The sequence below is a fragment of the Gemmatimonadaceae bacterium genome (assembly GCA_016720905.1).
Classification (GTDB): Bacteria; Gemmatimonadota; Gemmatimonadetes; order Gemmatimonadales; family Gemmatimonadaceae; genus Gemmatimonas.
The window spans coordinates 101,950-128,796 of the sequence record JADKJT010000002.1 but is presented as its reverse complement, the minus strand read 5'-3'; the positions used below and the strand labels follow the sequence as shown (position 1 = coordinate 128,796).

The following is a 26,847-nucleotide window of genomic DNA, read 5'->3' as shown; positions in this document are numbered from 1 at the left end:
GTGCTGGCACTATTCGGGTAAGGCCGATGCACCCGCAGCATCACCGTGATCAGCGCCCCACACGGTACCGCACGAAGCGCGGGATATCGTCGTCGCCGAGTTCGTTGACCAGCACCCAGTCGCGACCACCATCCCAGACTCGCGTCGGCAGTGGCAGGTTCGCGGCACCGAGCCGTCTGCCGTCGCGCGCGAAGACATCCCAGCGCGCCATCGACGTGCCTGCCGCCGGCGTGGGGCGGATCCACACGGTGCCATCGCGCAACACCTTGATCAGCGACAGCGGCGGATGGTTCGCGCGCGGTGCCAGATAGGCCGCACGCACTGTCGGCGGCAGTTCGTTCGCATTCGAAACGCGAAATCGATTGATGATGGCTGCCAATGCACTGTCGCGCTCCGCCGAGGTCACGGGGCGCAACGGCGCGTCGACCTCCAGCCGGCACGGTGTGCCGCCGGAGGGGAACAGCGCGATCTCGTACCGCGTGCCGTTGCTGTGCGCCACATCGCCCGACGGCCCGACATCACCGATCACCCGCACATCGAACGGGCCACTCATCGGCCGCATGTCGTTGCCAACGGTGAACGTTGAAGGCGTGCGGACCCGCGCGAGGATGCGCGGCGCGCCGGTCGCGGGCACCGTGCGGTACGTCGCATTTACCAGCTCGCCAACCCTCGCGGCGGCAGGCACGTCGAGCACGACCAGCGACGTATCAACCAGAAACATCAGCGCCATAGTGTACGGCGGCATCAGTCGCGTGATCGGCCCGGCCGTGCCGTCGAGCTTCACCGTGGTGATGCGCATCTGGGTGTTGTCGAACCAGGTGACCAATCCGCTGGAAGCGAGACTGGCCTCGATCACGAATCCGTACTCACCTGGGCCCTGTCCCCTGCGACCCAACGTCGCGATGAATCGACCATCAGCGCCGAACCGATTCAGGGGCCCCTGAGCATCGGCGGCGAGGAGGCCACCATCCGGCAGCGCACGTACCGATGCCGGTCGCTTGAAGTCGCATCCGGGGGCATCCCCGTCGGCGCACCATACGCGCTCCTGCGACAGTGTCAGGGCCGGAGCCGATCGCCACTGCGCGGCCGTCTCGCGGATGACACGCGGCGTCTGCGCCTGCAGCATGCCGAAAGGCGATAGCAACAGACAAACCGCGCGCAAGCACGAGGGCTTCGTGACGAATTGATGAAGCGCCATCGCTGCCGCCTCAGCCCGCGACAATCCCGCCATCAATCGCCAGCGCGTGTCCACTCATGAACGCGCCAGCGGCCGAGCAAAGAAACAGCGCCGCCGCCGCCACTTCGTCGGCCGTCCCCAGTCGACCCAGTGGCACGCGCGAGGCCAACGCTTCCTGCGGCAGCCCCGCGTCAATCATCTGCTGCACCATCGGTGTCAACGTGAAGCCCGGGCACAGCGCATTGATGCGCAGTCCCTTGCGACCGTATTCCAGCGCCGCGGTCTTGGTGAGCCCTACGACGCCATGCTTGCTGGCGGCATAGGCGGGATGCCGCGGGAATCCAATCAGTCCCGCGACCGACGCCACGTTCACGATGGCGCCACCGCCCACCGCAAGCATCGCCGGAATCTCGTATCGCATGCACCGCCACACGCCATTCAGATTCACGTCAATCACGCGATTCCAGTCGTCCGGTGCGTACTCAGCGGTTCTCACCTCAGGTCCGCCGATGCCGGCCGCATTGATGGCAATGTCCATGCGGCCGAAGCGCGCCACGGTAGTGGACACCGCAATCTCCACGGCGCGATCATCGCGGACATCACATCCTACGGCGATCGCCTGCGCACCACCGGCCGCGAGTTCACGCACGAGTGATTCGGCCGCGTCCAGCTGCACGTCGGCAATGGCCACCAGCGCGCCCTGCGCTGCCAACTGGTGAGCTGCAGCACGACCAAGGCCGGACGCGCCGCCGGTGATGAAGGCGACGCGTCCGGAGAATTCAGATGTCATATGGGAATTACGGAACGATGGTTGGGGTCGGCTTCACGACGGTGATGGCGATAGTCGACGGGTACTTGGTGGAGTGATGCACCACGTTGTGCGCCACCACACCCTGGGTTTCGTCGTAGTTCTTCCCGCCCGTGTTGAGATTGCGGTCGAAGCGCGGGAAGTTGCTGCTGGACACCTCGATGCGCAGCCGATGCCCCGGGGCGAAGTAGTTGCTGGTATTCAGCGGCTGCAAGGTGACCTTGTACACCGAGTCCCTCTTCATCATCACCGGCGGCTTGTCGTAGCCATCGCGATAGCGCATGCGCTGGATGGACTCGTCCAGATTATACGCTCGGCCGTCGGGATACACGTCAAGAATCTTGACCGTAAAGTCGGTATCCTTGGCGTCGGACGACACATACAACGTGGGAATGATCGGGCCACTCAGCTCAACCCCTTCCTTGAACGGTTCGGTGGTGTACACCAGGATATCCGGGCGCTCTTCCACCTTGCTCTGGTCGAGGGAGCCCGCGACCACCGCATTCCCCTGGCAGCATACGTTGCCGCCGTGTGACTTCACGGGGTTCATGGGGTCATACGCGAACTTGTCGGGCGTGTTCGTCTTTGAAGGTGTCAGGGACAACACGCCGTCGCCATTCAGCGTATTGGCGTTGCCCTTGCTCCCCAGGTGGAACGTCATGGGCGACGCGCCCTTGGGCGGCCACGTATCCGAACTCTTCCACTGATTGGCACCCATCAGGAAGTAGCGCACCTTGGGCATGGTGTCGAGCGTCTTGCTGCTGGCGTCGCCTTTCAGGAAGCGGTCGAAGAAGGCATACATGATATCCTGATAGCCCAGGCGCGCATCGCCCATGTCGCGCTCGCCCACAATGGTATGATCGGTGGCGCGCGTGTAGCTGCAGTGTCCCACTGGTGCGATGACTGCCCACTGTTGCGCGCCCGCGCCGCCCTTGGCTGTGTTTCGCACATGATTGTACATCGCCAGGTTCGGCCCCACCGACACGTCGTACCAGGACATGAACCAGAGTCCCGGGATGTTGATGGGCATGTTCTCGTGCCACAGACCGCCTTTGTACCACGCCGGATCATTGGGCGTGCGTTTGATCATCGCCCCACCGGTGGCAACGGGCATCGAGTCGGCGAAAATGCCGTTCGGGCCGTCGACGTTCTTGATGAGGTCCATCACCGGCAGGTGATTGAACGCCTTGTCCCAATCGACCGGTGGCAAGCGCTGCGCGAGATCGAACGACTTCGACACGCGAATCAACTCGGCCTGCGAAAGTCCCTTCGGCAACATCGGACGAATCTGGTTCTGTTCGCCCATCAGCCAGTCGATGAACAGCATCTGCACGGCACCACCGCGATACCAGTTGCCCATTTCGTAGTACGGGCCAACCTTGCCCACGCCGGCGCCGAATCCCTGCACGTTCATCGCAGCGAATCCCGGGTGTCCCAACGCGGCCACGGCCGGTTGCCACTCCGCGGTCGACGAGCACCCTGTGGTGCCGATCTTGCCGTTCGACCACGACTGTTTCGTGAGATACGTCAGCTCGTCCTCGCCATCCGACAGCGGCGCACCAAGGATGTCGTAGTTGCCTTCGGCGAAGAAATGACCGCGCTCCTGCATGTCCACCCACGCATAGCCGCGTTTGATGGCTGTGAGAATGGCGGTCATGTCGCGCGGCACGCCATTCTGCACATCCCAGAAGTTGAAGTTGTACGGCGTCCGTACCCAGATGGCGGGATACGTTTTCGACGCGTCCTTCGGGCGATAGATGTCGGCCGGAATGTGAACGCCACCGCGCATGGTGATCATCACTTTCCGATCGATCACCGCGAGCGACTGCAATTCCTTTTCAAGGGCCCATCGTCTGGCCTTGATGCTGTCGGGAAGGGGGCCGCCCTGCGCCGGAAGGTGGGACGATGCGGCGATGGTGAGGCCGAGGGCGGCGAACAATGTGCGCGCGATTCTGGACACGAGCGGATTCTCCGTGTGAGGGTCCAACTCCATCGAGTTTACGGTTCGCGGCATCGGCGGGCAACCGACGTCCATCCAGAATCGCTGCGGGCGCGTAGATTTGGCAGAATCCCACTGGCTCGTTTCTGAATACCGGAGGCTTTCGTGCGTAATCGACTTGCATCGGCCGCGATTCTGCTGGTGATCACGGCGGCATCATTGTCCGCCCACGACATGTTCCTGGCGTCTCACCAGCTATTTCGTGTCGCCGAACACCGCCGTGCGGATGCCGGTGCTCAACGGCACGTTCTCGCGAAGCGAGAACTCCATCGAGTGGGAGCGGGTGGCCGACCTTGCCGTCCTCTCGCCCGCCGGGCGCGCCCGCATGGACAGCGCCCGATGGGATACGCGCACCGATACCTCGTGGCTGAGCGTCACGACGGGATCAACAGGCACGTACGTGGTGGGCTTGTCCACGCGGCCGCGGGAATTCCGATTGGAGGCCAAGGAGTTCAACCAGTATCTCGCGGACGATGGCATTCCGGATGTGCTCGCCGCTCGGCGGGCAAACGGACTGCTCACGTCGGCGGCGCGCGAGCGGTACTCGAAGCATATCAAGACCATCTTTCAGGTGGGTGAAACGCGCTCGACCGGCTGGCAAACGGTGCTGGGCTACCCGGCCGAACTGGTGCCGCTGGAAAACCCGTATGCACTCGCGACGGGTCAGACGTTGCGGCTCCGCTGTCTGGTGGATGGCAAGCCCGTCGCCAATCAGCTGGTGCTGGTTGGTGGACGAGTTGGCGCGGTTGGCGACGTGCGTCTGGCCAGTCGTAGTCTGCGTTCGGCAAGCGATGGCACGGTGACCGTGCCACTGGATCGCGCTGGCCGCTGGTATGTGAAGTTCATTCACATGGTCCCGGTCACTGACGGCAAGGTGGACTACGAATCGAAGTGGGCAACGCTCACGTTTGAGGTGCGAGGGGCGCGGTGAAGCGTCTGCGCCGGGCGGCGGTGTGGCGGGTGACGCGCCTTGCAGTGTGCGGGTTGGTGCTGCACACCATCTCATGGCCGGTGTTCGCCCAAGCACAATCGGTTGACAGTACCGCCGGGGTCCTGTCATCTGTGCCGCAAACCACCACCGATAGTGCGCGTGCGGCGGGGTATTCGAGAATTCCAGTGGCGGCTCTTGCCATTGGCTATCTCGTCCCCGGAGCAGGACACTGGTATGCGGGCGAGCCGAAGCGCGCTGCCGCGGTGATGGGTACGGCCGCGGTTACCGTGGGTGCCTGGGTGTTCATGCTCCGGCACAATTTCGGCGATTGCGTGATGCCGGATGTGTCTGCGGAACGCCCGTGCCGCTCTGGCCGTACATCGAGCACCCTTGGCAACGTCGCCGTTGGGGTTGTGCTCGCTGGTTCCCTTGGGGTGCTGGCGGGGCTGGTTGACGCGCCGCTGGCGGTGCGGCGTCAACGCAAGCGGTTCGCGAAAGCGTACGCCGCTCGCACTCAGACCAAGTCGATGCCGAACAACCGCTCCACGTCGGCGTCATACGCAGAGAGCTGCCCGTCCATGTCGGTCGTGCTCCACTGCAGCAGCACCGCCATGAGTGGCGCAATTCGTTTCGCCGCTCCACGCCCGTGATCGCGCGTTTCGAACGCAATGTGGGTGCGACGGATCAACACGTCGGCCAGTGTGCACGCCATCTCACGCTCCACCGCATGCGGCACTTCGGCCAGCAGATACGGGAGGTCGTCCACCAACCGCCGCGCCAATGACGGATCGCGTTGCGCGTAGCTCCAGACGTTGCGCCAGCGACTGCCGTAGGCCAGCGCCAGTCGTTCGCTGACGGCGGCGTCGTGGACGGCTTCGCGCGCGTCGTGAATGACCGATGCGCGCGACAGCATGTCGCCACCGGGGAGTGGCTCCAGCGCGCTGCGAGGGGATGCCGCATGCGCCGCGCCGCCGGCCCGCACCAACTCGGTGATCGCGTGCTGCAGTACGTCTCGGGACATGGCGCGAAAGGTGGTCAGCTTGCCACCGGTGACACTCACCAGACCGTCGTCGCGGTGGGCAATGGCGTGTTCGCGCGAGGCCGTATTGGCCGAACGTTCGCCGGCCCGCATGCTCGCCAGCGGACGAATGCCGGCCCATGCCGAGATCACATCGTCCATCGTGAGCTGCGCATTCGGAAACCGCGCGTTTGCCGTGCGCAGCAGGTAGGTCACGTCCTGCTCGGTCGCGCGAATATCGTCGGGACCACGCCGCGACGGGCGTTCGGTGGTGCCGATGATGGCATGGACACCCGCCGGCAACACGAACATCACGCGACCATCGACAGGTGACACCAGGGTCACGGCATCGTTGTTGCCCAATCGATTGCGTGGAACGGCAATGTGCGTTCCGGCGGAACCCCGGATATGCGTGCCATGCGCCGCGCCGGTCAGCGCCGCCGTTGCGTCGCTCCACGGGCCCGTGGCGTTCACCACCATGCGCCCCGCCACCGTGAACCATTGTCCGCTGAGACGGTCTTCGACGGACACGCCGGTGAGGCGCGCGCCGGGGCCTGTGCGCACACCACCCGTCACCGTCAGATGATTGGCCACATGTGCTCCGCCTTCGCGCGCGGCGATCGCGCTGGCCAGGGTCAGTCGGGCGTCGTCGGTGGAGGCGTCCCAGTAGCGGGCGCCGCCGACGAGACCGTTGTCGGCGAGTGCCGGCTCCAAATTCAGCACGCCGTCGGCGTTCAGTCCCACGTGACGATGCACATTCCTGAATAGCGCGAGCGCATCGTACAGCAACAAACCCGCGCGCACTTTCCACCGCGGCACGCGCGCGCCACGATACACCGGCCAGGTGAAGGCCAGTGGTCGCACGAGATGCGGCGCCAGTGTCAACAACAACCGGCGTTCCCGGCTTGATTCAAACACCAGGGAGAAGTGGCCGTGCTCGAGATAGCGCACGCCACCGTGAATCAGCCGTGACGAGCGGCTGGACGTGCCGCTGGCGAAATCGTCTCGCTCGAGGAGTGCCACCCGCAATCCGGACAGCGCCGCCTCCCGCGCCACGCCGGCACCGGTGATGCCACCGTCGATCACCACCAGGTCGAACGACTCGGCGGCCAGCGTTGCCAGGGTCGCCTGCCGCGCGGCCACGGCCAACGGTCCCCGCATGGCCAGCCGTTCAGCCGTGGTCGAGGCGGCGATCTCTCCCGGCAACGGGGTACGCGTCGGACGCGGAAGCTCATCGGCCATGACTGCAGTAATGCCCCTCCGCAGGCATCGGCGCCAGAGGCCGGGCAGAGGGTGCGCCCTCCCGGCAGTGTTCCTGACGCGACTCCGGCCACGCGTTAACTTCGATCCATGCCTTCATTCGGAAACGGACGTCGCGTCGCGATCGTCGCCGGGGTGCGCACACCATTCGCACGCTTCGGCACGGTGCTCAGCCACTACACGGCCATCGATCTGGGTAAGCTGGCGGTGGCCGAGTTGGTGCAGCGGACAAATCTCGACGGGCGATTGGTCGATATGCTCGTGTACGGGACCGTCCTGCCTTCGGTCACCGCGCCCAATATCGCGAGAGAAGTGGCCTTGCTGCCGCATTTCCCGCGCACGGTGCAGGCGTATACGGTGGGTCGCGCCTGCGCCTCGGCCAACCAGGCCATTACCGACGCCGCCGACCAGATCGCGCTGGGACACGCCGACATTGCGATTGCCGGCGGCGCCGAATCGCTGACGCAGGTGCCCATACTGCATTCGCGCGGCATGAGTGACGTCCTGGTGGCCGCGTCGAAGGCGAAGAGCACGTCGCAACGCGTGTCGACGTTTGCGCGATTGCGCCCCCGGGATCTGGTGCCGATCACCCCGGCCATCGCCGAGCCCAGCACCGGTGAGTCGATGGGACAGTCAGCCGACAAGATGGCGAAGCTGAACGGGATCTCACGCGAAGCGCAGGATCGGCTGGCGCTGAAGTCGCACATCAATGCCGCGGCGGGCACCGCCGATGGCCGACTCACGGCGGAGATCGCACCGGTGCCGTTGCCGCCGTCGTATGCGTCCATGCTCTCGACCGACAACGGCATTCGCAGTGACACCAGCTACGAACAGCTGGCCGCGCTCAAGCCCGTGTTTGACCGGATGTATGGCAGTGTCACTGCCGGCAATGCGTCGCCGTTGTCCGATGGCGCATCAGCCGTGTTGCTGATGTCCGAGGACAGGGCCCGCGCGTTGGGCTACACGCCACTGGCGTTCATCAAGTCGTACGCCTACGCTGCGGTTGACCCCGCCGAGCAGCTGCTGCAGGCGCCCGTGCTGGCGGCGCCCGTGGCGCTCAAGCGAGCCGGACTGACACTGCGCGATATGGACCTGGTGGACATGCACGAAGCATTCGCCGCGCAGGTGCTCAGCAACATTCAGGGTTTGGCGTCGAAGGAATGGGCGGCGCGCGCCGGATTCAGCGAAGCCACGGGCGTCATTGACGAAAGCCGCTTGAATGTGCTGGGTGGTTCGCTGTCCATTGGACATCCGTTCGGCGCCACGGGTGGGCGCATCGTCACCACGTTGTGCAACGAGTTGGCGCGACGTGGCGGGCAGTTCGGGATGCTGACGGTGTGCGCGGCGGGCGGCATGGGCCACGCCATGGTGGTGGAGCGCGTATGATGCCGCCGACGGTTCTGATGGACGATGCCGCGACCGGACTGACGCTGACGCTCGACGACGGGGTCGGTGTGCTCACGTATGACGCGCCGGGTGCGCCGATCAATACGCTCAACTCGCGCATTCTCCCCACCCTCGAGCGCTACCTCACCGAGATTGAATCCAATCCGGGTATCACGGCGCTGGTGATTCTCAGCGCCAAGGTCGATTCGTGGATCGCCGGTGCCGACATCGACGAACTGAGCCGGGTCACCACGGCACAGCAGGGCGCCGACCTGTCGCATGGCGGACAGATGCTGCTGGACCGATTGGCCGCGCTGCGCAAGCCAACCATCGCCGCCATTCACGGTGCAGCGCTTGGCGGCGGTCTGGAAGTGGCCCTGGCGTGCTCGCACCGCATCGTGACCGATCACCCCAAGTCGATTCTCGCACTGCCCGAGGTGCAACTGGGCTTGCTGCCGGCAGCCGGCGGCACGCAACGCCTGCCGCGAATCGTCGGCCTGCAGAATGCGTTGGAGATGATCCTTACGAGCAAGAACATTCGCGCGAAGAAAGCGCTGCAGATCGGACTGGTGCACGAAGTGGTGCATCCGTCCATCCTGCGCGACGTGGCCCTGCGGCGCGCGAGGCAGCTGGGCCGGGGCGAGACGCTCTCCTTGCGACCACGCAAGCACGGCGCCGCCGCCATGCTGCTGGAGGACAACGCCCTGGGACGCATGCTGGTGTTCCGGCAGGCGCGCGGGGGCGTCCTGAAGAAAACGAAAGGGAAGTACCCGGCACCGCTGGCCGCGCTGGAAACGGTCCAGTGCGGGTACACCGACGGATTCGAAGCGGGGTTGCGTGAAGAAGCCAGACGATTCGGTGAACTCACCGTCTCGCCGGAATGTCGTAACCTGGTTTCCATCTTCTTTGCCACGACCGCGCTCAAGAAGGACAACGGCTTGCCGGATGGTGTCACGGCGACGCCACGCGAAATCACAAAGATCGGCATACTCGGCGCCGGCTTCATGGGAGCGGGCATCGCGGCGGTGGCCGTGCAGGCGGGCACGCTGGTACGACTGAAGGATGCCTCGCTTGACCGTCTGGCGGCCGGATGGCGATCGGTGCGAGACGTCGTGCGCGAACGGTTGAAGCGTCGGCAGATCACGCGGCTCCAAATGGACGATCTGCTGTCGCAGATTGGCGTGACCACGGACTACAGCGGATTCGCCGGTGCGCAGTTGGTAATCGAAGCCGTGTTCGAGGACCTTGCGGTCAAGCAACAGGTGCTGCGTGAAGTCGCCGCCGTCGCACCCCAGGCCATCTTCGCCTCGAACACCAGCACGATTCCCATTCGCCAGATCGCGTCAGTATCAGCGCATCCGGAACGCGTGGTGGGCATGCATTTCTTTTCGCCCGTGCACAAAATGCCGTTGCTGGAGGTGATCGTCACACCGGAAACCAACGACGAGACCACGGCCACGGTCGTGCAGTACGGTCGCTCGCTGGGGAAGACCGTGATCGTGGTGCGCGATGGTCCGGGATTCTACGTCAATCGCATTCTGGCACCGTATATCAACGAGGCCGGCACGCTGCTTGACGAGGGGGCGGGCATTGACGCGATCGATGCGGCGCTGACGGCGTTCGGTTTCCCGGTTGGCCCCATCACGCTGCTCGACGAAGTCGGTCTGGATATCGCCGGAAAGTCCGGCCCCATCATGGCGGCCGCCTTCGGGGCACGGATGCAGCCGTCGGCAGCGTTGGGACGCATCATCGAGAGCGGTCGACTGGGGCGAAAGGCCAAACGGGGCTTCTACCGCTATGACGACAACGGCAAGCGCCTGGGCATCGATGAGGGGGTGTACGCGCTCACGGCCGCGGGCTCGACCCGTCAGGCCATCGATAGAGACGAACTGCAACGGCGCACGGTGCTGCCCATGCTCAACGAAGCGGTGCGCTGTCTCGATGAAGGCATCATTCGCTCGCCGCGCGATGGCGATATCGGTGCCATCTTCGGCATTGGGTTCCCGCCGTTCCTGGGCGGTCCGTTCCGGTACTTCGATACACTCGGCGCGGCTGCGGTCGTCCAGCAACTCGACACCCTCGATGCGCGATTCCCCGGGCGGTACACGCCGGTGGAGCGTCTGCGCCTCATGGCCCGCCACGGCACACGCTTTCATCCCTGACCTCCCACCGGACTCACCCTCTCATGAGTATGACCAGTCTGCATCCGCGCGTGGCCGAAATCATCGACGCGCTTGAACAGGCGCACCGCGAATTGGTGGACGTCCTCACCGCCATCCCGGACGCCCGTCGCGAGGCGCCATCCGAAGACGGAAGATGGTCCATCGCCCAGCACGTCGAACATCTGGCGATCGTGGAGGATGGCGCCGGCCGCCTGATATCAAAGCTGATCAAGCAGGTGCAGGCGACGGGCGAGCAGGAGACCGACGAGTCGACGATGCTGCGCTCACTCGATCGCTTTCAGGTGTGGACGGTGAGCCGACGGATCGAGGCGCCGGAGTTCGTCACGCCAAAGGAGTCACTGTCGTCGAGTGATGCGCTGGCGCGACTGACCGCGTCCCGGTCCCGCATGATCGACGCCCTGCAGCGCGCCTCCGGGCTGGCGCTGGCGAGTGTGTTGGCGCCACACCCCGTCGTGGGCCCGTTGAACGTCTATCAGTGGGGACTCATCACCGCGCACCATGAACGGCGTCACATCGAGCTGATCCGCGCGATCGCGGGCCTTGGCGAGTGACTATATTCCGCAGGTGGTTGGGTCACTGGCCATTCCAGGCGACCCCGAAATCGTCCTCTCCATCACGTCATGCTGCGTAAGTCGCTGCTCTATCTGTCGCGCCAGCAGCGCGTCTTCAACTTCATCAAGAACGTTGGATTCGCGCGCAAGATGGCCTCGCGCTTCGTTGCGGGTGAAACCATCGACAGTGCGCTCGACGCGGTTGCCGCCCTTAACGCGAAGGGCATAACCGCCTCATTGGATTTGCTCGGTGAAAGCGTGTCCAGCGAGGCGGAAGCCCGCGAGACCGGCCGGCAGTACCTGCAGATTCTCGACCGGATTGCCGAACGAACGCTCGACGCCAATGTCTCGGTAAAGCTCACGGCACTCGGCCAGGATATCTCCGACGATCTCGGCGTGGAAGTGGTGCGCCAGGTGCTCGAGCGGGCCAAACAGTATGGATCGTTCGTGCGCTTGGACATGGAATCGAGCGCGTATACCGACCGCACCCTGGATACGTTTGCGCAGCGGTTGTACCCCGACTTTCGCGACCACGTGGGTGTGGTGCTGCAAAGCTCGCTGCGCCGGACGCTCGCCGACGTGGCGCGCGCCAATGAATGGCAGTGTCGGGTGCGCATCTGCAAGGGCGCGTATCTCGAACCGGCCACGGTGGCGTTTCCGGACACGGCGGACGTGGACCAGAACTACGTCGAGGCCATGCATCGCCTGATGGAACACGGACGATATCCCGGACTGGCGACGCATGACGAAGCGATCATCGAGGCGGCGAAGCGGTTTGCGAAGGAAAAGGGGATCGCCAATGATCGATTCGAATTCCAGATGCTGTACGGCGTGCGACGGGACCTGCAGGAGCAGTTGGTGCGCGACGGGTACCGCATGCGAGTGTATGTGCCATTCGGGACGCAGTGGTACCCCTATCTCATGCGGCGTCTGGCCGAGCGCCCCGCCAACATGGCCTTCATGACGGGGAACATCATCAGGGAGATGTTCGGCGGCAAAGGCGACAACGCGGCGCGCAAGCACGTGCGCAACGGGGCGCACTGAGCGGGCATTCGGGACACCACATTCCTCCTGATCACAGCCAGGGGGACGAGCGCACGCTGGGCGGCTACATGGCTGTCCATGCGCGACCGGCCGCATTCGATGGGGTCGACGGTTGCTCCTACTCCGTGGACATCCTCACCGACCATACCGGCGATGCGACCGCGCCGTTTGGCGCATACCTGTTCTTCGTGAGGTGGAGCGCGGGCGAGCCGCAGGTTGCCGGGCATCTTGAGACCGACTTCCTCGCCACCGGCCTGAGCGAGGCGCTGGCAAAGCGGCAAGTGGGCGCGATGCCGCTGGCGTCGGTCAAGGCCACCTTGGACGGTCTCATTCGGCGAGCGCAATCCCGCGGCGTGCCGAGTGAACGCTCATGGTGGGACGCCGCCGCCAGCGAAGATGACGATGACGCGTCCACGGGAACGCCATCGTGAATTCGCAGGAAGCGGTGGTGCTGCAAGGCACTGGCGGCGTTTGGCAAGTGCGCACGGATGCGGGCGAAACAATGGACGTTTCACTCAAGGGGCGACTGAAACGCGAGCCAGGGCGCGACGCGCGTGAGCGGGACATGCAGGATCGCGGAGGCGGTCGCGAATCGATGCGACGCGGCGTACCCTCCGATGACACCGCCAAACCGCTCAAGCTGACCGTCGGTGATCGCGTCACGATCACGACCATCCCCGGCGAATCGTCATGGGCCATCGATGCCATTCATGCGCGCCGCAGTCAGCTGGCACGACGCAGTCCCGGTGGCGCACGCGGCGAACGCATCATGGTGGCCAATCTTGATCAAGTCCTGGTGGTGTTCGCGGCGGCCCGGCCCGAACCCCATCCGCGCATGCTCGATCGCTTTCTGGTGATTGCCGAAGCCAACGATCTGTCGGCGCGCGTGGTGATCAACAAGTGCGAGCTGGTTGACGAGTCGTCGATTCGCGCGCACTTCGCGGATCAGATTGCAGCCGGCTATCCGCTGCACCTGACCAGTGTTGTCAGTGGCGCAGGGTTGGAGGAATTGCGCGCCGAGGTGGAAGGGAGGAGTTCCGCCCTCACCGGGCCTTCCGGCGTGGGCAAGTCGTCGCTGATGAATCGGCTCTTTCCCGGCCTCGATCTGCGGACGGCGGATATCAGCGAAAGCGTGAACAAGGGGCGACACACCACGGTCGGTGCCGTGCTGCATCCGCTGCCGGGAGGAGGCTTCGTGGCCGACACGCCGGGGTTGCGTGAAGTCGGCCTCTGGAACATCGCACCTGAAGATCTCGCCGCCTGCTTTCCCGAGTTTCGCCCGTTGTTGTCCACGTGCCGATTTGCGGACTGCTTGCACACGGTGGAACCCGGCTGTGCAATCCGGGATGCCGTGCAGGGTGGTCGGGTACGGCACGGCCGGTATGAGAGTTACCTCAAGCTCCGGGCGGAACTCGTGGAAGGTGCGGCAGACTTCTGGTAGCACGCATCCGTCACTCGAACACAGGCGGTTGCCCAGACGTGGCCTGGCGGGTCAGCTCCTGCCGACTGATCACTCCCGCACGCGCCCGGCCAGCGCCAGCGGCACGCTGCGGAGGCCGTCCCATCGCGCGCTGTCGTTCACGCTGCGCACCAGCATCTGCGCCGATAGTCCTCCATCCAGCATCAGTGCGCGTTCGGCGCCAAGTCGACGGAGAATTTCCGCCATCTCCGGCGTGGTTGGGCCGATGGGAATCCGTGTCGACATACCGCCGGGGCCTCGTACCGCGTAAGGACAAACAGCACGTGCGCGTCACCGGTGATGCCAATGGCCAATCGCGTGTCGCGATGCGCCAGGTCGAGTCCCCCGCGTGCACTACACATCGCGCGCGGAGGCCGTCCGTTATCCGTCAGCAACATCGGATAGGACTGCACGGCTTCCACCACGCGACCGGGAACGCGCCAGGCGTCGATCTCGTCGGGCGTGAGGAGTGCCACCGCACCCGCACTGTCCACCACGAATGCCCCGGCCAACGGCCCGACGCCCGGCGGCTGTAGCTCGCGCTGCTTGTGCACCACCCAGCCCCACGGGCCGACATCGGTGAATTGTCCGGCGTTCACGGCGATCTGTGCATCGGCCGGCGCGTCATCAAGCGACCAGGGCAGCATCTGATCGCCGCGGCGCGCAATTTCCAGCGTGAAGCGGACACGCGACGCCGGCATGCGAACCACTATCACACGATTGCGCACGCCGCGCTCGCCCAGTACCACGCGCCACTCGGCCCACTGCACGACATCGCCGCGCCACGAAAGTCGCGGCGCGGCGGTCTTGACCGTGGTGTCACAGCGAATGCTCGTGATGCGGGCGGCGGGAGCCGACTGGGCCGCGACGCCACAGGGCAGCGCCGCCGCCCACAGCAGGCGCGCTAGGAGCCGCACATCACCACGACTTGATATCGCCCCAGCTCACCCATTGCATCGTTCCTGCCTTGAACAACGGGCCGAACTTCTTGAGATCAGCCGCTCGCGCGGTCAGTGCGGTGTTCTCTGCGTCGGTGAACTTCTCGCTGGTGGGCGGAAGTGTACCAGCCTGAATGAGCGTCCAAAGCGCCATGCGCTCACGGATACGTCCGAACTGCCCGGTGGTCATCCCGCCGCGCGCATCGGCGGGAACGCTCAACTCATCGCTCGACTCCGACGGCTGGTCCATGGTCTCCCACCTCGCGGCCTCAAGCGCCAATATTGCCGCGGGCTTGTACGGAACCGCCGGGCAGGAATTCTTGAACATGAGTGACGCGGTCTGCATCTGCAGCACGATGCTGGTGTCGGCAAGCGCGACGTACTCGCGATACCGCTTGGCGGACTGGGCCGCCGACAGTCTGGGGGCGACCGATTTTGCCTTGGTCGCGATGGCCTGATAGCGCGGCGACTGCATGGCTTCCATGTCGGGGACGCCGGACCCGCTCGCCGCCTTGTTGATGCAATCAGTGGCGGCCTTGAAGCCGGCCTCGTATCCGGCCGATACGGCACGGGCATCGGCCTCCTTCTGGGCACTGACTGCCAGCGGCGTCAGGACCGCGATGATGGACGCGAGTCGCGCCTCGGTGATGACATAGTCGACGCGCGCGGCCGTCGGGTCCTTGACCGGTTCCGGCTTCTTGCCGCCAGCCGCGTCCTTGATGGCGTCGGCGCCAATCTTCTTGAGCTTGCCCAGCTGGGCCGCAGCCGGTGCGGCGCTCGCCATCGACAGGGCCAGCAGCACGGCGGCGCACGAACAGGTCGTCGCATGAGTACGCATGACAAATCTCCGACGAGGTGAAACCAGAAATGGACCCAGTGGCACTACGCTACGGTGAGAGGCGACGCCGTACCCACTGGCCCCCTTCGCGGCGGAATTGCAGCCGATCATGCAGGCGGCTCTCTCGCCCCTGCCAGAACTCTACCTCTTCCGGCACCACGCGATAGCCTCCCCAGTGCTCGGGAAGTGCCACCGGGCCGTCACCGAAACGCGCGACATTGGCCGCCAACTCCTGTTCCAGCACGTCCCGACTCGCCAGCACGGCACTCTGTCGTGAGGTCCAGGCCCCCACGCGACTTGGCAACGGGCGCGACTGGAAGTACTGGTCAGACTCGGCGCGACTCACGCGCTGGACCGCGCCGGCAATGCGCACCTGACGCTCCAGTTCCGGCCAGAAGAAACACAGCGAGGCGTGCGGATTGTCCGACAACTCCTGTCCCTTGCGGCTGCGATAGTCGGTGTAGAAGACGAATCCGCGATCATCAGCGCCTTTCAGGAGGACGATTCGGGCCGATGGATAGGCGTCCGGCGTGGCCGTGGCCAGGCACATCGCATTGGGCTCGTTCACCTCGGCGCGAACCGCCTCATCGAACCACCGATGGAATTGCACCATCGGATCGACGTCAGCGTCTGCCTCGGTGAGCGTCGTCAGGCGGTAGTCGCGACGAATATCGGCGATCGACATGCAATCAGGCCTCATGCGGTGGGGATGGTGCACGCTCCCCAGTGAGAAAACGCTGGATCACCTCGTATACACTGGACAGCTCGTCATCGGACGTGCAGTACGGTGGCAGGCAGTACGCCACCTCGCCAACCGGACGCAGCAAGATGCCATTGGCCATCGCGAATGCGCCCAGCTCCCGACCGAGTTCGCCCGGGTGACCCGGCCGTGCATCGAGTTCGATGACACCAACCGTGCCGATCTGTCGCACGGCCTTCACGCCGCGTGCGCCGCGCAATGCGGCGAGGTGACGTGCGTGTGTCACTTCAATGCGGATGCGGTGGTCCTCGCAGTCGTCGTCGAACAGTTCGAGTGACGCCAACGCGGCGGCACAGGCGATTGGATTGGCGGTGAAGGCATGTCCGTGTCGGAAGGCCTTGCCGTAATCCGCACTGCGAAATGCGTCGTAGATGTCTTCGGTGGCGGCGGTTGCGCCCAGCGGCAGGGCGCCGCCGGTCAGACCCTTGGACATGCACAGCAGGTCCGGCATCACTTCGGCGCGCTCACAGGCAAACAACGGCCCGGTCCGACCGAAGCCTGTCAGCACCTCATCGGCAATCAGGTGCACGCCGGCCTGACGCGTCCGCTCGCGAAGCGCCGTCAGTACGTCCTCAGGCCAGACGCGCATGCCACCGGCACCCATAAGCAGGGGTTCGACAATCACTGCCGCCAACTCAGCGCCGCGCGCACTCAACAGCGCGTCCAGCGCGGCGACCGTATCACCCTCCGAGGGATCGGGCAGGCGCACCACTTCGAATAGCCTCGGCTCGTATGCCGGCGTCGACCGTCGGTCGCCCACCGCCATCGCCCCGAACGTGTCGCCATGATAGGCGTGATCGAGCGCGGCAATCAGTCGACGTGGTGTGCCCCGATTGGCGAACGACTGGATGGACAGCTTGATGGCGACTTCAACAGCGGTCGATCCGTTGTCGCTGAAAAAGATGCGCGTCAGTCCGCGCGGTAGTCGCGACACCAGCTCGGCCGCCAGCGCTGACGCGGGTTCGTGCGTGAATCCGGCGAACATCACCTGATCGAGCGTCGCGGCCTGTTCGGCCACCGCGCGCGCGATATCCGGGTGACAGTGCCCGTGCGTTGTCACGCCCCATGACGAAATGGCGTCGAGAATCGGTTGGCCGTTCGCCGGATACAGCCAGGCACCGGCTGCGCGTGAGACACGAACCGGAAGCGGCGCCAGCAAATGCTGTGTGTCCGGATGCCAGACGTGCGCCGCATCGTGCAGCAGCACGAAGTCAGGCACCATCCCGTCGTCGTCGGCGGCGTCAGCGGCATCCTCACTGCCGTCGGTGGCAAAGTCGTCGTAGTCGTCAGCACTGTCGTAGTCGTCGCTCACATCGCCCTCAGCGAAAACTGTTGCGCAGCACGTCAATCACATTGGCCGCCAGCGCATCGACGACTTCCAACGGATGCACGGCCGACACGGAAATGCGCAAGCGGGATGTGCCGGCGGGCACCGTCGGCGGCCGAACACCACCCACCAGAAAACCGCGGCGGCGCAATTCTCCCGCCACCGCCATTGTCCGCACCGGGTCACCAACCACGACGGGCACGATATGCGCATCGGCCGTGCCGGGAACTTCGCGGTCCGCGCCGCGCAACCGCTCGCGCAAGCGGCGGGCACGTTCACGCACGGCATCGCGTCGCCAGGGCTCCACCTCGGCGAGTCGTAGCGATTCGAGTGCCGCCGCCGCCAGCGCCGGTGGCGAACCGGTGGTGAAGATGAATGAACGGGCCCGACTGGTCAGGAACTCGATCAGCGTTTGCGATCCCGCCACCCAGGCCCCGGATGTGCCTAGCGCCTTGCCCAGCGTGCCGACCACGACATCGATGCGATCGGTCACACCGAATTGTTCGGTGGCGCCAGCGCCCGTGGGACCCATCACGCCGGTGCCGTGCGCATCATCCACGTAGGTCCACGCGCCAAAACGCTCGGCCACATCCACCAGACCATCCAGCGGAAAGAGGTCGCCGTCCATGGAGAACACGCCTTCAACCACGATCAACGCGCGACGATAGCGCCCGCGATCGGCCTCCAGCATCGCTCCCAGCTCGTCGAGATCGCAGTGCGGGAAGACGCGCATCGTGGCCATGGACAGACGGCATCCGTCCACCAGTGACGCGTGATTGAGCGCGTCCGCGTACACGACATCGCGATGATCCACCAGCGCCGGGATCACGCCAACGTTCACCATGTAACCTGATGGGAACAGCAACGCGTGCGACGTGCCCTTGTACCGGGCCAGTGCCCGCTCGAGCGACCCGTGGATTGGGTGATTGCCGGAGATCAGGCGCGATGCCCCGGCACCGGTGCCTTCCGCTTGCAGCACCGCCATGGCCGCCCGGGCAATGCGCGGGTCCGACGCCAGACCGAGATAGTCGTTGGACGCGAAATCCGCGATACGCTCCCCGCCCAGCAACACCGTGCCGGACTGTCGTTGCTGGACCACGCGCATGGTACGGCGCAGTCCCGACGCCTGCAGCGTCTGCAGTTCTTCGTCGAGTGCGTCGCCCATCGTACGCATCGGCGCATCTGCGATCACAGGCGTCGTCGTCATCGACGGATGGTCACCTAGAGTACGCTCTTGAGGTCGGCCGCCAGCGCTTCCCACCCGATGCCGAGCGGATACATCGCCATCAGCCGTCCTTGCGCGTCCAGCAGAAACGACGAGCCGGAATGGGTGACTCCATAGCTCTGCGGATCGGGTGATGCCTCACGAGCGGCCGCGACGCCGAACTCCTTCATCATGCGGGAAGTGGTTGCCGAGTCCCCCGACACACCCATGAAGGACGGGTCGAACTGCTGCGCATATCGCGCGGCAACCGCCGGCGTGTCGCGTTCCGGGTCGACGGACACAAAGACGAAGCGCACGCGAGCACTATCCTTCCCCAGCTTGGCCTTGGCCCGTTTCCAGTCCGCCAGCGTCGTCGGACAGACGTCCGGGCAATGCGTGTACCCGAAAAACACCACCATCGGACGTCCGGCCTCCGGGGCCGTGTGCAGCACCGCTCCGGACGGCAGCGTGAAGTCGAACGAAGCGATCGCCCGTGGAGGATCGACCATCACGCCGTGCAACTGTTGATCAGGCGTGCACCCCGTGAGCACGAGGGGCAGGAGTACACCCGTCACGATGCTCACGCCGCCGCGCCGCGCGCGGCACCGCAGCGTATGGAGCGCGCTGCGCCTCGGTCGCGGGGGGGATTGAACGACCTGGCTGATGGCGTCGCGCTGCTGCGTCTTGCATTCCATGGCTCAAATATGAACGGATCAGCAGTGGCGTGCAGGCCTTCTCGCCGGTTTGATTTCGACCTCTATGGATTTCGCGACCACATCTGCACTGGGCGCGCTGCGCACACGCCGGCAGTGGCTCGTATTCGTCACCCTGGCCGTCGTGGCGACGTTGGCGGCACATGTGCTGGACGCGGCCGCATGGCAGCACTTGCGTGATCCGCGCATCTACGAGAAAGACCTCGGGCGGCTACTGCGACTGATCGGGTACCTGCCCACGTGGCTCATTGTGGCCGGCGCACTGTGGACGCACGATCGCGCAGCGCCCGAGCGCCGCGCGGTGGGTTGGGGTTGGCGTGGCGGACTGGTGTTGCTGGCACCGACGGTTGGTGGTGCGTTGGCGGAAGTCCTCAAGATGCTCGTGCGGCGTTTGCGCCCCGTCGCCGAGGTATTCGGCTACGACTGGCGGCCCTACAGTGTCGACCTGTTCTCAACGCGCGGTCTGGGGATGCCCAGCAGTCACACGCTGGTGGCGTTCGCGGCCGCGGCCGCGCTATCCCGCGTGTTCCCGCGGGCGTGGGTGATGTGGTATGTCCTGGCCCTCGGGTGCGCCATCACCCGAGTGCTGTCCCTGGGGCATTTTCTCAGTGACACGGTGGTCGCGGCGTTTCTGGGGTATGTCGTTGGTGTACTCCTGGCGCGAACCGGTGGCTTCGGTCGGTCGCTTTCCGGGAACCCCTCACTCCACGCCGATTCGGACCTGATGTGATGACGCAAGATTCCAACGTCGCTCGGTCTGCCACGACGAGCGGTCGTGCGACGTCCGAGTCGCCGTGCATCAAGGTCTGTCAGGTCGATCTCGACGACCGCTGCCGCGGATGCGGCCGCACGCTCGACGAAATCAGTCGGTGGAGCATGATGTCCATCGACGAACGCATCGCTGTCAATCGGCGTGTGGGCTTTGTCTCGCATGAGCGGCAAGCGTGAGCGTCATCATCCGCCTCGGCATGAGGTCCATGACGGTGGCTTTGCAACGGATTCCCATTTTCCCGCATGCGGCGCATTGTTCCTCCCACCCCCTAGCCTCGACATGACCGCCACTCAACACCTTCCCCGTATGTCAGCACGCCGTGCCGTTGCACTGATGGTGGCGCTGGTCACTCTGACGGCGGCGCCGCGCCCTTCGCAGGCCATGCGACATCTCAAGCTCGCGCGCTCGTCGCCGGCGGCCGACACCACACTGTCCGCCTCGCCGGATGCGATTCGCTTGTGGATGTCGGAGCCAACTGATGCGCCGGTGTCGAAGATCACGCTTCGCACCGACGCCGGCACGGTGATGGCGCTTGGCGCCCTCACGCGCGGCGCGGCGAAAGACGCGCCACTGGTGGCACCGATCCTCAAGCCGCTGGTCGCGGGCGGGTACAAGGTGACGTGGAAGGCCATGTCCAAGGACGGGCACGTGGTCAACGGCACCTTCGCCTTTCACGTGGCTCTCGCGAAGTAGCCGATGGTGAATGCGATGGCGATCCTGGCCCGACTGCTGCTGTATGTCGCGGTGACGATCGCTCTCGGTGGCATATGTGCGCACTGGGTGCGCCGTGAGCCCTGGTCGGCGCGCCTGGGCGTCGTGGACGTCCGGCTGTCACTCCTTGTGGGGCTTGCCGCGCTCACGGCGCTGTTGCTGATGTTTGTCGTGCAATTCACCGCACTCGACCTTGCGCCAACAGCGAACGATGTGGCCATGCTGATGCGCCAAACCACCTGGGGCCGCGGGTGGTTGCTGCTGGCCGGGATTGCCATGACGGGATTGGCGCTCACCGCGGTGCGCGCCACGCTGGCGGTTCGCGCCGTGGTGGTGGTGGCGTTTGCCGTCGCGATGGGCGGACTGGGACATGCGGCCGCCGACGAGGCGGCGCCGCTGCTCTCGCGAGGGCTCGATGCGATGCATGTGGTGTCCGTCGGTGTCTGGCTGGGCGGACTGCTCTGCCTTGGCTCCGATCTCACACCCACGTCCTGGTCGCGTTTCAGTGGCCTGGCCGTATTCGCCGCACCGTTGGCTGTGCTATCGGGCGTCGGGAGTGCGCTACGTCGTGTCAGCGGTGGCTCGGTCTCGCAGATCGTCGGCGGTGACTATGGCCGATTGCTGGCCGCCAAGCTCGCGTGTGTCGCACTCATCCTGTTGGTGGGGGCGTGGCATCGACGGCAGCTGCGGGCGCGACGTGTCCCGACCGTCGCCAGTGTGCGGTTTGAACTCCTGCTGGCCCTTGTGGTCCTTGGCGTCACGGCCGCCCTCACCGGCACGGCACCGCCCGGCGAATAGCGGCGCAACGAAAATCCCGCACGCCGACTCCAGTCGGCGTGCGGGATGATCAAACCAGGGAAGCGGCTCAGCGGTTGTAGCGCTTCTTGAACTTGTCGACGCGACCCTGCGTGTCGATGAGTCGCTGCGTGCCCGTGTAAAACGGGTGCGAATCGCTGGTGATTTCGAGCAGGATGAGCGGGTAGGTATTCCCGTCATCCATTTTGATTTTCTGTTCGCTCGTCATGGTCGAACGCGTGATGACCGTCGCGCCCGTGGACGAGTCTTTGAATACCACCGGGTGATACGGTGGGTGAATGCCTTCTTTTGCCATCGGCCACTCCTTCATGCGATCCCATTGCCGACGGGAACGCGTCCATGGGGGAGCTCCACCGGGGTGGAGCCCTCGGCCGGCTTCGCAAACGAAGCGTGGCCGAGGATTTAGAGCCTTAATAAATGTCCCGCTCGACCCGCCGGGTCAAGGTCAAATGATCGTTCAGCCGCCAATCGCGAGGGCCAGGACAAGCGCTGCGCCGACCCCGGACCAGGCCAGGCGTCCCCAGTGGGTTGGGTCGTCGTGCCTGTCGTGAAGTGCTGAGCGCCCAACGACTTGGGCGATGTACAGGTATGTCCCGGCAGCAAATGGGAGGAGCAAGGTGGTCAGATTGGCCATGCGATGGCCGATCAGCAACGTGAGGCCGGCCCCAACCATGGCAACGCCAGCGGTGATCAGGTTGTACATCACCGCGCGCATGGGACGAATGCCACCATGCACAAACAGCGCAAACGTGCCGACTTCCCGCGGCAACTCGTGTAGGCCTACGGCGATCAGCGTAAGGATGCCAACTGTGGGCTCAGCGAGGAAGCCGGCCGCGATGAGCGCACCGTCCACAAAGTTATGGACCGCGTCGCCGAAGAATGCCATCGGTGCCAACGCGCGGGACGCGTGGACCGCCGGGTGCGAAATCGGTGTGGGGTGCAGGTGGACGCACTCGGCTTCGCTGGCCTCGCTATCGTGCGCCGACGGTGCCCCCAGTGGCACACCGTGCGCATGGGCATGATCGTGTCCGGCCAGCGCCCGCTCGATCAGCGCGAATGCGGCATACCCGGCGACAACCCCGGTGGCCACGGCAAGCCACGACTGGCCCATGCGCAGTGACTCCGGGATCAGGTGCCCCACGGCGGCCGCGAAGACCGTGCCCGAACCGAAGGCGGTCATGTGCGGGAGCCAGCGCCGGAGCAGTGCCTCCTGCCGGGCCATCAGGAGCGTGACCAGCAACGGAAGCCCGGAAACCAGAGCCACCGACAGGAAGGTGCTGGTCCAGGTCCCGAACGGCAGGCGGAGCAGGGTGAGCATCGGTGGAAAGTAGACTAATTACTGAGTACTGAGTACTGAGTACTCAGTCACGGTCTGGACATCGACAACACGTCGCCGTAACCCCGTACGGTCCCCGCTTGAGCGCCGCGAACGACGTCCTCTATCGACGACGTCAATTGTTGCATCAGGAAGGTCCCACCCGCGCCCCTGAATCCGCCGCCAAATCCGCCGCGATTCGTCACCGACCGAATGAACCGACTGGTACTGTCCAGGGGCATCGTGCCCACGTTGGCGTAGAAGCGTGACCAGTTGTCATACGATTGGAACAGGTATTGCTCGACGTTGCTGGTGTACATCACGTTCACGCGCGCGCCACGTTCCCGCAGCCAACTACCCACCGCGCGCAGCGCCTTCGGACCGGCGAAGTCACCCACCAGCGGCACGATGAGGTTGCGCCGCTGCAGGTCGCGTACCACACGGTAGGCGCTTTCGCTGCCAAGAAACCCGCGATTCGCGCCCTGCGCATCGGTCGCCCCGGCCACCTGCGCAAAGGTGGGCATCCCGCGATTGAATCCGCCGCGCCCACGACCCGTGCTGCCCGACGAATAGTTCAACGACGGCCCCGAGACGACAAAGATGCTGTCGACATAACGCAGCGTGGCCAGATCGGTCGAGTCCAGGGTGAATCCGTGACGACCCACCAGGTGCTGCTTCGCTTCGTCAAATGTGCGTCGGAACATCATCGAATCGGCCGGCGCCAGTTCAAGCAATGCGATCAGCGAATCGGCACTGAGCATGCCGGCAGCCTTGCCCACGGCAGGTCGCGCGAACAGACGTGCCAGAAATTCGGCGCGTGTCGACGAGAGCTCGAAAATGGCTTTGTACCACAGATGCTGCAGCAGATTCTGGCGTCGAATGTCAACGATGAACGCGATGCGGGGCGGAGCGCGCCGAGGTATGTGAAGTTCTGCTCGGGACCCACGCCCACATAGGCGCCTCCAGGTGGCGTGAGCGATTGGAGGTGCGCAATGACATGCTGCAGACCCATTTCGTTGGAGACAAAATTCTCCGACTGGAAATAGCCGCCGGGTTCGGACAGTTCTCGCACCATGCGCCAGAACGTGCTGTCGCTCAGACGCTCAGGAAGTTGCGCACCGTACAGGGCATCGGGCAGCGGGCCGACGGGATCGGGGTCAACCGCCCCGGGGGCCTGAACTCGCGGTGGCACTCCCGACACGGAGGGTGCGGACGCCGGAGGGGCGCGGTGGCACGCGATGAGCAGCGAACCGACGGCGACCAGGGTAGTCGTCCGGAGCGCACAAAGGCGCATTGGATGGAGAGAAGACTGACGCATACGGAGAGACCTTACGCGCGGAGCGCTTGACGGCAAGGTTCAAGGGCGCCTTGAATCCCCATGAAACCCTGATGATGATCGGGCGTACGTCCCAGAACACGCGGGGCGCCGCGTGTCTTTCCTGTCCCTTTGATCGATCCCGCCATGTTGCTTGTCACTCAGCCGGCGCCACCTGCTCCACCCGCCGCCCCGCGGGTCGACGTCATTGCCTCCGCACGAAGTGGGGCCCCAAGCGCCTCGGCCGTGCTTGACGGAGCCAAGGCGCAACGATCGGAACTCCGCAATCAGCTGGAACGGCTTCAGGACACGCGGAACGACCTCGTGCGGGAGCTTTCCAGCGACGGAACCCCGGCGGCGGCCAAGCAGGGCATTGAGGCACGCATAGCAGCGATTGACGCCAGAATCACGGCCACCGACCAGCAGCTGGCCAAGGCCGATCAGGCGGTGGCGGAAGCGGCAGCGGTTCCGGGAGCCGTGGTAGAGCCGCCCCGGTTTGTGCGGAACGGGCCGAGTGAAGAGATGGTGATTGTGCCCATCGTGATGTTCACGCTCTTCTTCCTCTTCCCACTCTCGCTGGCCTGGTCACGTCGCATCTGGCGGCGGTCATCCACGGTGATTGGCGCTGTGCCTCAGGAAGTGCGCGACCGACTGGACCGCATGGGCGAAGCCGTCGAGTCGATCGCCATCGAGGTCGAGCGGATTGGCGAAGGGCAGCGATTCGTCACCAAGGTGATGTCGGAAAGCGGCCGGTCCCTCGGGGCCGGCGCCGCGCAGCCAATCCCGGTGGCGCAGGCCGAGCGCGCAGGGGTTCTGCGCGAGAGCTGAGGCGAGAGGCCGCGCCCGCGGGAGGGCCGTGCAACCCTTTTCGCCCTCCCCCTGTCTCCCCCATGCACATGCATGCGCAACGAGGCAGTGACTGATGGCGCGATCGAACCCGAACTGCGGATGACTTCCGTGGCCGACGCGGAACTGATCGCGCGAGTGCAGGCGGGCGACCCGGCCGGAGAACGCGAGTTCTACGATCGGCACATCGACCGCGTGTACCGGCTCATCTACCGGATGAGCGGGCGCACCGATCTTGCACAGGAATGGACCCAGGACACGTTCATCCGGGCGTTCGACCGGATCGGGCAATTCCGCGGGGACTCCGCCCTGTCGAGCTGGCTGCACTCTATCGCGGTATCGGTGACGTTGAACGGTCTTCGCACGCACAAACGGCGCGAGGCGTTCTCCGCACCGCTCGATGAAGCGATGGGTGCGGGGCGCTGGCCGAACGACAGCGAACCCGACCTCAAAGTCCGGATGCGCGATGCCATCGACGCGCTGCCAACCGGCACGCGCACCGTCTTCGTGATGCATGACGTGGAAGGTTTTACGCACGAGGAGATCAGCGAAAAACTTGGTGTCGCCGTCGGCACCAGCAAGTCGCAACTGTCCCGTGCCCGAGAAAAACTGCGCGTGGCGCTGGAGCCATTTGCGCGGAGGGAATTGGCATGACCAACGCACGACACGAACCTGAACACGAATCACCTGAGGCGCCGCTCGATCCCTGGGTGGTGTCGCTGGCACGCGAGGCGACGGACGTCCACGCGGAGGCGATCCCGCGTGAGATGATGTGGGCGCGCATTCAGCAGCGCCGGCGTCAGTCACAGACGCCAACCGTCGCCGACATCACCGGTCCCGCGCCGGTGCCGGTGGTGGCGATGGATACGGTGTTGTCACGTCGTCGCCGCTGGACGCTGCGGACAGCGGGCGTCGCAGCGCTGCTGGTTGGCGGCATCGGCGTGGGGCGCTATCTGTTGCCGGCCACCGGGGCGTCCAAGTACCAGTTGGCCGTGTCGCAAAGTGCCCACCGTGCGGACAGTATTGCGGCGCTGGGACTCGGACCGGAAGCCTTGGCCGCGATGCCGTCGTCCAATGATCCGGCGCACGTGGCGATGGAAGAACATCTGGCGCGCACCGTCGCGCTGCTGACGACGGTACGCGACGAAGATCCCGCCGCAGGGCCACGGGCCGATGTCAGCGGCTGGGCGCGGGATCTGCTGGGCACGACCCGCTTGTTGTTGGATGAACCCCAGCTGCGCGATGAACGCACGCGGCGGCTGCTGCAGGATCTGGAACTCGTCCTGGTGCAAATCGTTCAGGCGCGTGGATCCGCGCCGGCGACCAAGCAGGCACCGAATGAAACGATGCGTGAAACCAACCTGTTGCCTCGTGTGCGCGCTGCTGCTACGGCGTCGCGACGTGGTGACGAACCGACTCTCGGAGGAGGACTCTGATGCCGTATGCCTTGACTGCTGACCTCGCGCGTTCGCGCAA

29 protein-coding genes are annotated in these 26,847 nt (G+C 65.1%); 14 read left to right on the top strand and 15 right to left on the bottom strand.

All coding sequences use genetic code 11. The annotated features are described in order from the left end of the window. Nucleotides 1-49: 49 nt before the first annotated feature. The 3 genes from IPP90_02850 to IPP90_02840 form a co-directional block, all read right to left on the bottom strand. Entirely contained in the window at nucleotides 50-1,144 is a 1,095-nt protein-coding gene (locus IPP90_02850; protein MBL0169656.1) for a hypothetical protein, read from the bottom strand. Between the two features lie 64 nt (nucleotides 1,145-1,208). Continuing rightward, on the bottom strand, nucleotides 1,209-1,967 hold the full coding sequence (locus IPP90_02845; GenBank protein MBL0169655.1) for an SDR family oxidoreductase: 759 nt from the start codon (nucleotides 1,965-1,967) through the stop codon (nucleotides 1,209-1,211). 7 nt (nucleotides 1,968-1,974) lie between these two features. Beyond that, nucleotides 1,975-3,978, bottom strand: coding sequence for a CocE/NonD family hydrolase (locus IPP90_02840; protein MBL0169654.1), 2,004 nt, complete (start codon nucleotides 3,976-3,978; stop codon nucleotides 1,975-1,977). Between the two features lie 208 nt (nucleotides 3,979-4,186). Here IPP90_02840 and IPP90_02835 point away from each other — a divergent pair, with 208 nt between their 5' ends. Further along, a complete protein-coding gene (locus IPP90_02835) occupies nucleotides 4,187-4,915 on the top strand; it encodes a DUF4198 domain-containing protein (protein MBL0169653.1) in 729 nt (242 codons plus the stop codon). A 514-nt stretch (nucleotides 4,916-5,429) separates the two neighbouring features. On the opposite strand, the gene IPP90_02830 is transcribed toward IPP90_02835, so the two are convergent. Beyond that, on the bottom strand, nucleotides 5,430-7,094 hold the full coding sequence (locus IPP90_02830) for a glycerol-3-phosphate dehydrogenase/oxidase (protein ID MBL0169652.1): 1,665 nt from the start codon (nucleotides 7,092-7,094) through the stop codon (nucleotides 5,430-5,432). A gap of 189 nt (nucleotides 7,095-7,283) precedes the next feature. On the opposite strand from IPP90_02830, the gene fadI reads away from it, so the two are divergent. The 6 genes from fadI to rsgA all read left to right on the top strand — a co-directional run bounded on the left by fadI (nucleotide 7,284) and on the right by rsgA (nucleotide 13,798). Next, nucleotides 7,284-8,579 (top strand): acetyl-CoA C-acyltransferase FadI, encoded by a 1,296-nt coding sequence (fadI, locus tag IPP90_02825; GenBank protein MBL0169651.1) that lies wholly within the window; start codon nucleotides 7,284-7,286, stop codon nucleotides 8,577-8,579. Beyond that, nucleotides 8,579-10,741, top strand: a complete 2,163-nt coding sequence (gene fadJ / locus IPP90_02820; protein MBL0169650.1) for a fatty acid oxidation complex subunit alpha FadJ — start codon at nucleotides 8,579-8,581, stop codon at nucleotides 10,739-10,741. Before fadI ends, fadJ begins: the two co-directional genes overlap by 1 nt. Before the next feature lie 23 nt (nucleotides 10,742-10,764). Further along, the gene (locus IPP90_02815) at nucleotides 10,765-11,313 is read left to right on the top strand and encodes a DinB family protein (GenBank protein MBL0169649.1); all 549 of its coding nucleotides are present in this window, start codon (nucleotides 10,765-10,767) and stop codon (nucleotides 11,311-11,313) included. 69 nt (nucleotides 11,314-11,382) lie between these two features. After that, entirely contained in the window at nucleotides 11,383-12,357 is a 975-nt protein-coding gene (locus IPP90_02810) for a proline dehydrogenase family protein (GenBank protein ID MBL0169648.1), read from the top strand. Nucleotides 12,358-12,482: 125 nt separating this feature from the next. After that, complete coding sequence (locus IPP90_02805) at nucleotides 12,483-12,788, top strand: hypothetical protein (GenBank protein ID MBL0169647.1); 306 nt, start codon at nucleotides 12,483-12,485, stop codon at nucleotides 12,786-12,788. Continuing rightward, on the top strand, nucleotides 12,785-13,798 hold the full coding sequence (gene rsgA / locus IPP90_02800) for a ribosome small subunit-dependent GTPase A (protein ID MBL0169646.1): 1,014 nt from the start codon (nucleotides 12,785-12,787) through the stop codon (nucleotides 13,796-13,798). Before IPP90_02805 ends, rsgA begins: the two co-directional genes overlap by 4 nt. Nucleotides 13,799-13,867: 69 nt before the next feature. Here the strand turns inward: rsgA and IPP90_02795 are convergent, their stop codons facing one another. The 7 genes from IPP90_02795 to IPP90_02765 all read right to left on the bottom strand — a co-directional run bounded on the left by IPP90_02795 (nucleotide 13,868) and on the right by IPP90_02765 (nucleotide 19,467). Further along, nucleotides 13,868-14,023 (bottom strand): phosphodiester glycosidase family protein, encoded by a 156-nt coding sequence (locus IPP90_02795; GenBank protein ID MBL0169645.1) that lies wholly within the window; start codon nucleotides 14,021-14,023, stop codon nucleotides 13,868-13,870. Continuing rightward, nucleotides 13,981-14,733 carry a phosphodiester glycosidase family protein gene (locus IPP90_02790; GenBank protein MBL0169644.1) on the bottom strand — a complete coding sequence of 251 codons (753 nt, stop codon included), beginning with the start codon at nucleotides 14,731-14,733 and terminating at the stop codon, nucleotides 13,981-13,983. Before IPP90_02790 ends, IPP90_02795 begins: the two co-directional genes overlap by 43 nt. A gap of 1 nt (nucleotide 14,734) precedes the next feature. Then, nucleotides 14,735-15,592, bottom strand: a complete 858-nt coding sequence (locus IPP90_02785) for a hypothetical protein (protein ID MBL0169643.1) — start codon at nucleotides 15,590-15,592, stop codon at nucleotides 14,735-14,737. 49 nt (nucleotides 15,593-15,641) lie between these two features. Continuing rightward, nucleotides 15,642-16,277: a pyridoxamine 5'-phosphate oxidase gene (gene pdxH, locus IPP90_02780; GenBank protein ID MBL0169642.1), complete on the bottom strand. Its 636-nt coding sequence runs from the start codon at nucleotides 16,275-16,277 to the stop codon at nucleotides 15,642-15,644. A 4-nt stretch (nucleotides 16,278-16,281) separates the two neighbouring features. Continuing rightward, complete coding sequence (locus IPP90_02775; GenBank protein ID MBL0169641.1) at nucleotides 16,282-17,574, bottom strand: adenosylmethionine--8-amino-7-oxononanoate transaminase; 1,293 nt, start codon at nucleotides 17,572-17,574, stop codon at nucleotides 16,282-16,284. 97 nt (nucleotides 17,575-17,671) lie between these two features. Then, nucleotides 17,672-18,886 carry an 8-amino-7-oxononanoate synthase gene (gene bioF / locus IPP90_02770; protein ID MBL0169640.1) on the bottom strand — a complete coding sequence of 405 codons (1,215 nt, stop codon included), beginning with the start codon at nucleotides 18,884-18,886 and terminating at the stop codon, nucleotides 17,672-17,674. 14 nt (nucleotides 18,887-18,900) lie between these two features. Then, nucleotides 18,901-19,467, bottom strand: coding sequence for an SCO family protein (locus IPP90_02765; GenBank protein MBL0169639.1), 567 nt, complete (start codon nucleotides 19,465-19,467; stop codon nucleotides 18,901-18,903). 175 nt (nucleotides 19,468-19,642) lie between these two features. Between IPP90_02765 and IPP90_02760 the strand changes: the two genes are divergently transcribed. The 4 genes from IPP90_02760 (at nucleotide 19,643) to IPP90_02745 (ending at nucleotide 21,877) form a co-directional block, all read left to right on the top strand. Further along, the gene (locus tag IPP90_02760; GenBank protein MBL0169638.1) at nucleotides 19,643-20,326 is read left to right on the top strand and encodes a phosphatase PAP2 family protein; all 684 of its coding nucleotides are present in this window, start codon (nucleotides 19,643-19,645) and stop codon (nucleotides 20,324-20,326) included. Next, entirely contained in the window at nucleotides 20,326-20,544 is a 219-nt protein-coding gene (locus IPP90_02755; GenBank protein MBL0169637.1) for a DUF1289 domain-containing protein, read from the top strand. Before IPP90_02760 ends, IPP90_02755 begins: the two co-directional genes overlap by 1 nt. Nucleotides 20,545-20,674: 130 nt before the next feature. Continuing rightward, the gene (locus tag IPP90_02750) at nucleotides 20,675-21,061 is read left to right on the top strand and encodes a copper resistance protein CopC (protein MBL0169636.1); all 387 of its coding nucleotides are present in this window, start codon (nucleotides 20,675-20,677) and stop codon (nucleotides 21,059-21,061) included. 15 nt (nucleotides 21,062-21,076) lie between these two features. Then, nucleotides 21,077-21,877, top strand: a complete 801-nt coding sequence (locus tag IPP90_02745; GenBank protein ID MBL0169635.1) for a CopD family protein — start codon at nucleotides 21,077-21,079, stop codon at nucleotides 21,875-21,877. A 67-nt stretch (nucleotides 21,878-21,944) separates the two neighbouring features. On the opposite strand, the gene IPP90_02740 is transcribed toward IPP90_02745, so the two are convergent. The 4 genes from IPP90_02740 to IPP90_02725 form a co-directional block, all read right to left on the bottom strand. After that, nucleotides 21,945-22,190, bottom strand: coding sequence for a type B 50S ribosomal protein L31 (locus IPP90_02740; protein MBL0169634.1), 246 nt, complete (start codon nucleotides 22,188-22,190; stop codon nucleotides 21,945-21,947). A 162-nt stretch (nucleotides 22,191-22,352) separates the two neighbouring features. Then, nucleotides 22,353-23,213, bottom strand: a complete 861-nt coding sequence (locus tag IPP90_02735) for a ZIP family metal transporter (protein ID MBL0169633.1) — start codon at nucleotides 23,211-23,213, stop codon at nucleotides 22,353-22,355. A gap of 47 nt (nucleotides 23,214-23,260) precedes the next feature. Beyond that, entirely contained in the window at nucleotides 23,261-23,989 is a 729-nt protein-coding gene (locus IPP90_02730) for a hypothetical protein (protein MBL0169632.1), read from the bottom strand. Continuing rightward, nucleotides 23,950-24,402 (bottom strand): hypothetical protein, encoded by a 453-nt coding sequence (locus IPP90_02725; protein ID MBL0169631.1) that lies wholly within the window; start codon nucleotides 24,400-24,402, stop codon nucleotides 23,950-23,952. Before IPP90_02725 ends, IPP90_02730 begins: the two co-directional genes overlap by 40 nt. A gap of 369 nt (nucleotides 24,403-24,771) precedes the next feature. Here IPP90_02725 and IPP90_02720 point away from each other — a divergent pair, with 369 nt between their 5' ends. The 3 genes from IPP90_02720 to IPP90_02710 all read left to right on the top strand — a co-directional run bounded on the left by IPP90_02720 (nucleotide 24,772) and on the right by IPP90_02710 (nucleotide 26,807). Further along, nucleotides 24,772-25,353: a hypothetical protein gene (locus IPP90_02720; GenBank protein ID MBL0169630.1), complete on the top strand. Its 582-nt coding sequence runs from the start codon at nucleotides 24,772-24,774 to the stop codon at nucleotides 25,351-25,353. A gap of 72 nt (nucleotides 25,354-25,425) precedes the next feature. Beyond that, nucleotides 25,426-26,025, top strand: coding sequence for a sigma-70 family RNA polymerase sigma factor (locus tag IPP90_02715; GenBank protein MBL0169629.1), 600 nt, complete (start codon nucleotides 25,426-25,428; stop codon nucleotides 26,023-26,025). Further along, nucleotides 26,022-26,807: a hypothetical protein gene (locus IPP90_02710; protein ID MBL0169628.1), complete on the top strand. Its 786-nt coding sequence runs from the start codon at nucleotides 26,022-26,024 to the stop codon at nucleotides 26,805-26,807. Before IPP90_02715 ends, IPP90_02710 begins: the two co-directional genes overlap by 4 nt. Nucleotides 26,808-26,847 lie beyond the last annotated feature (40 nt).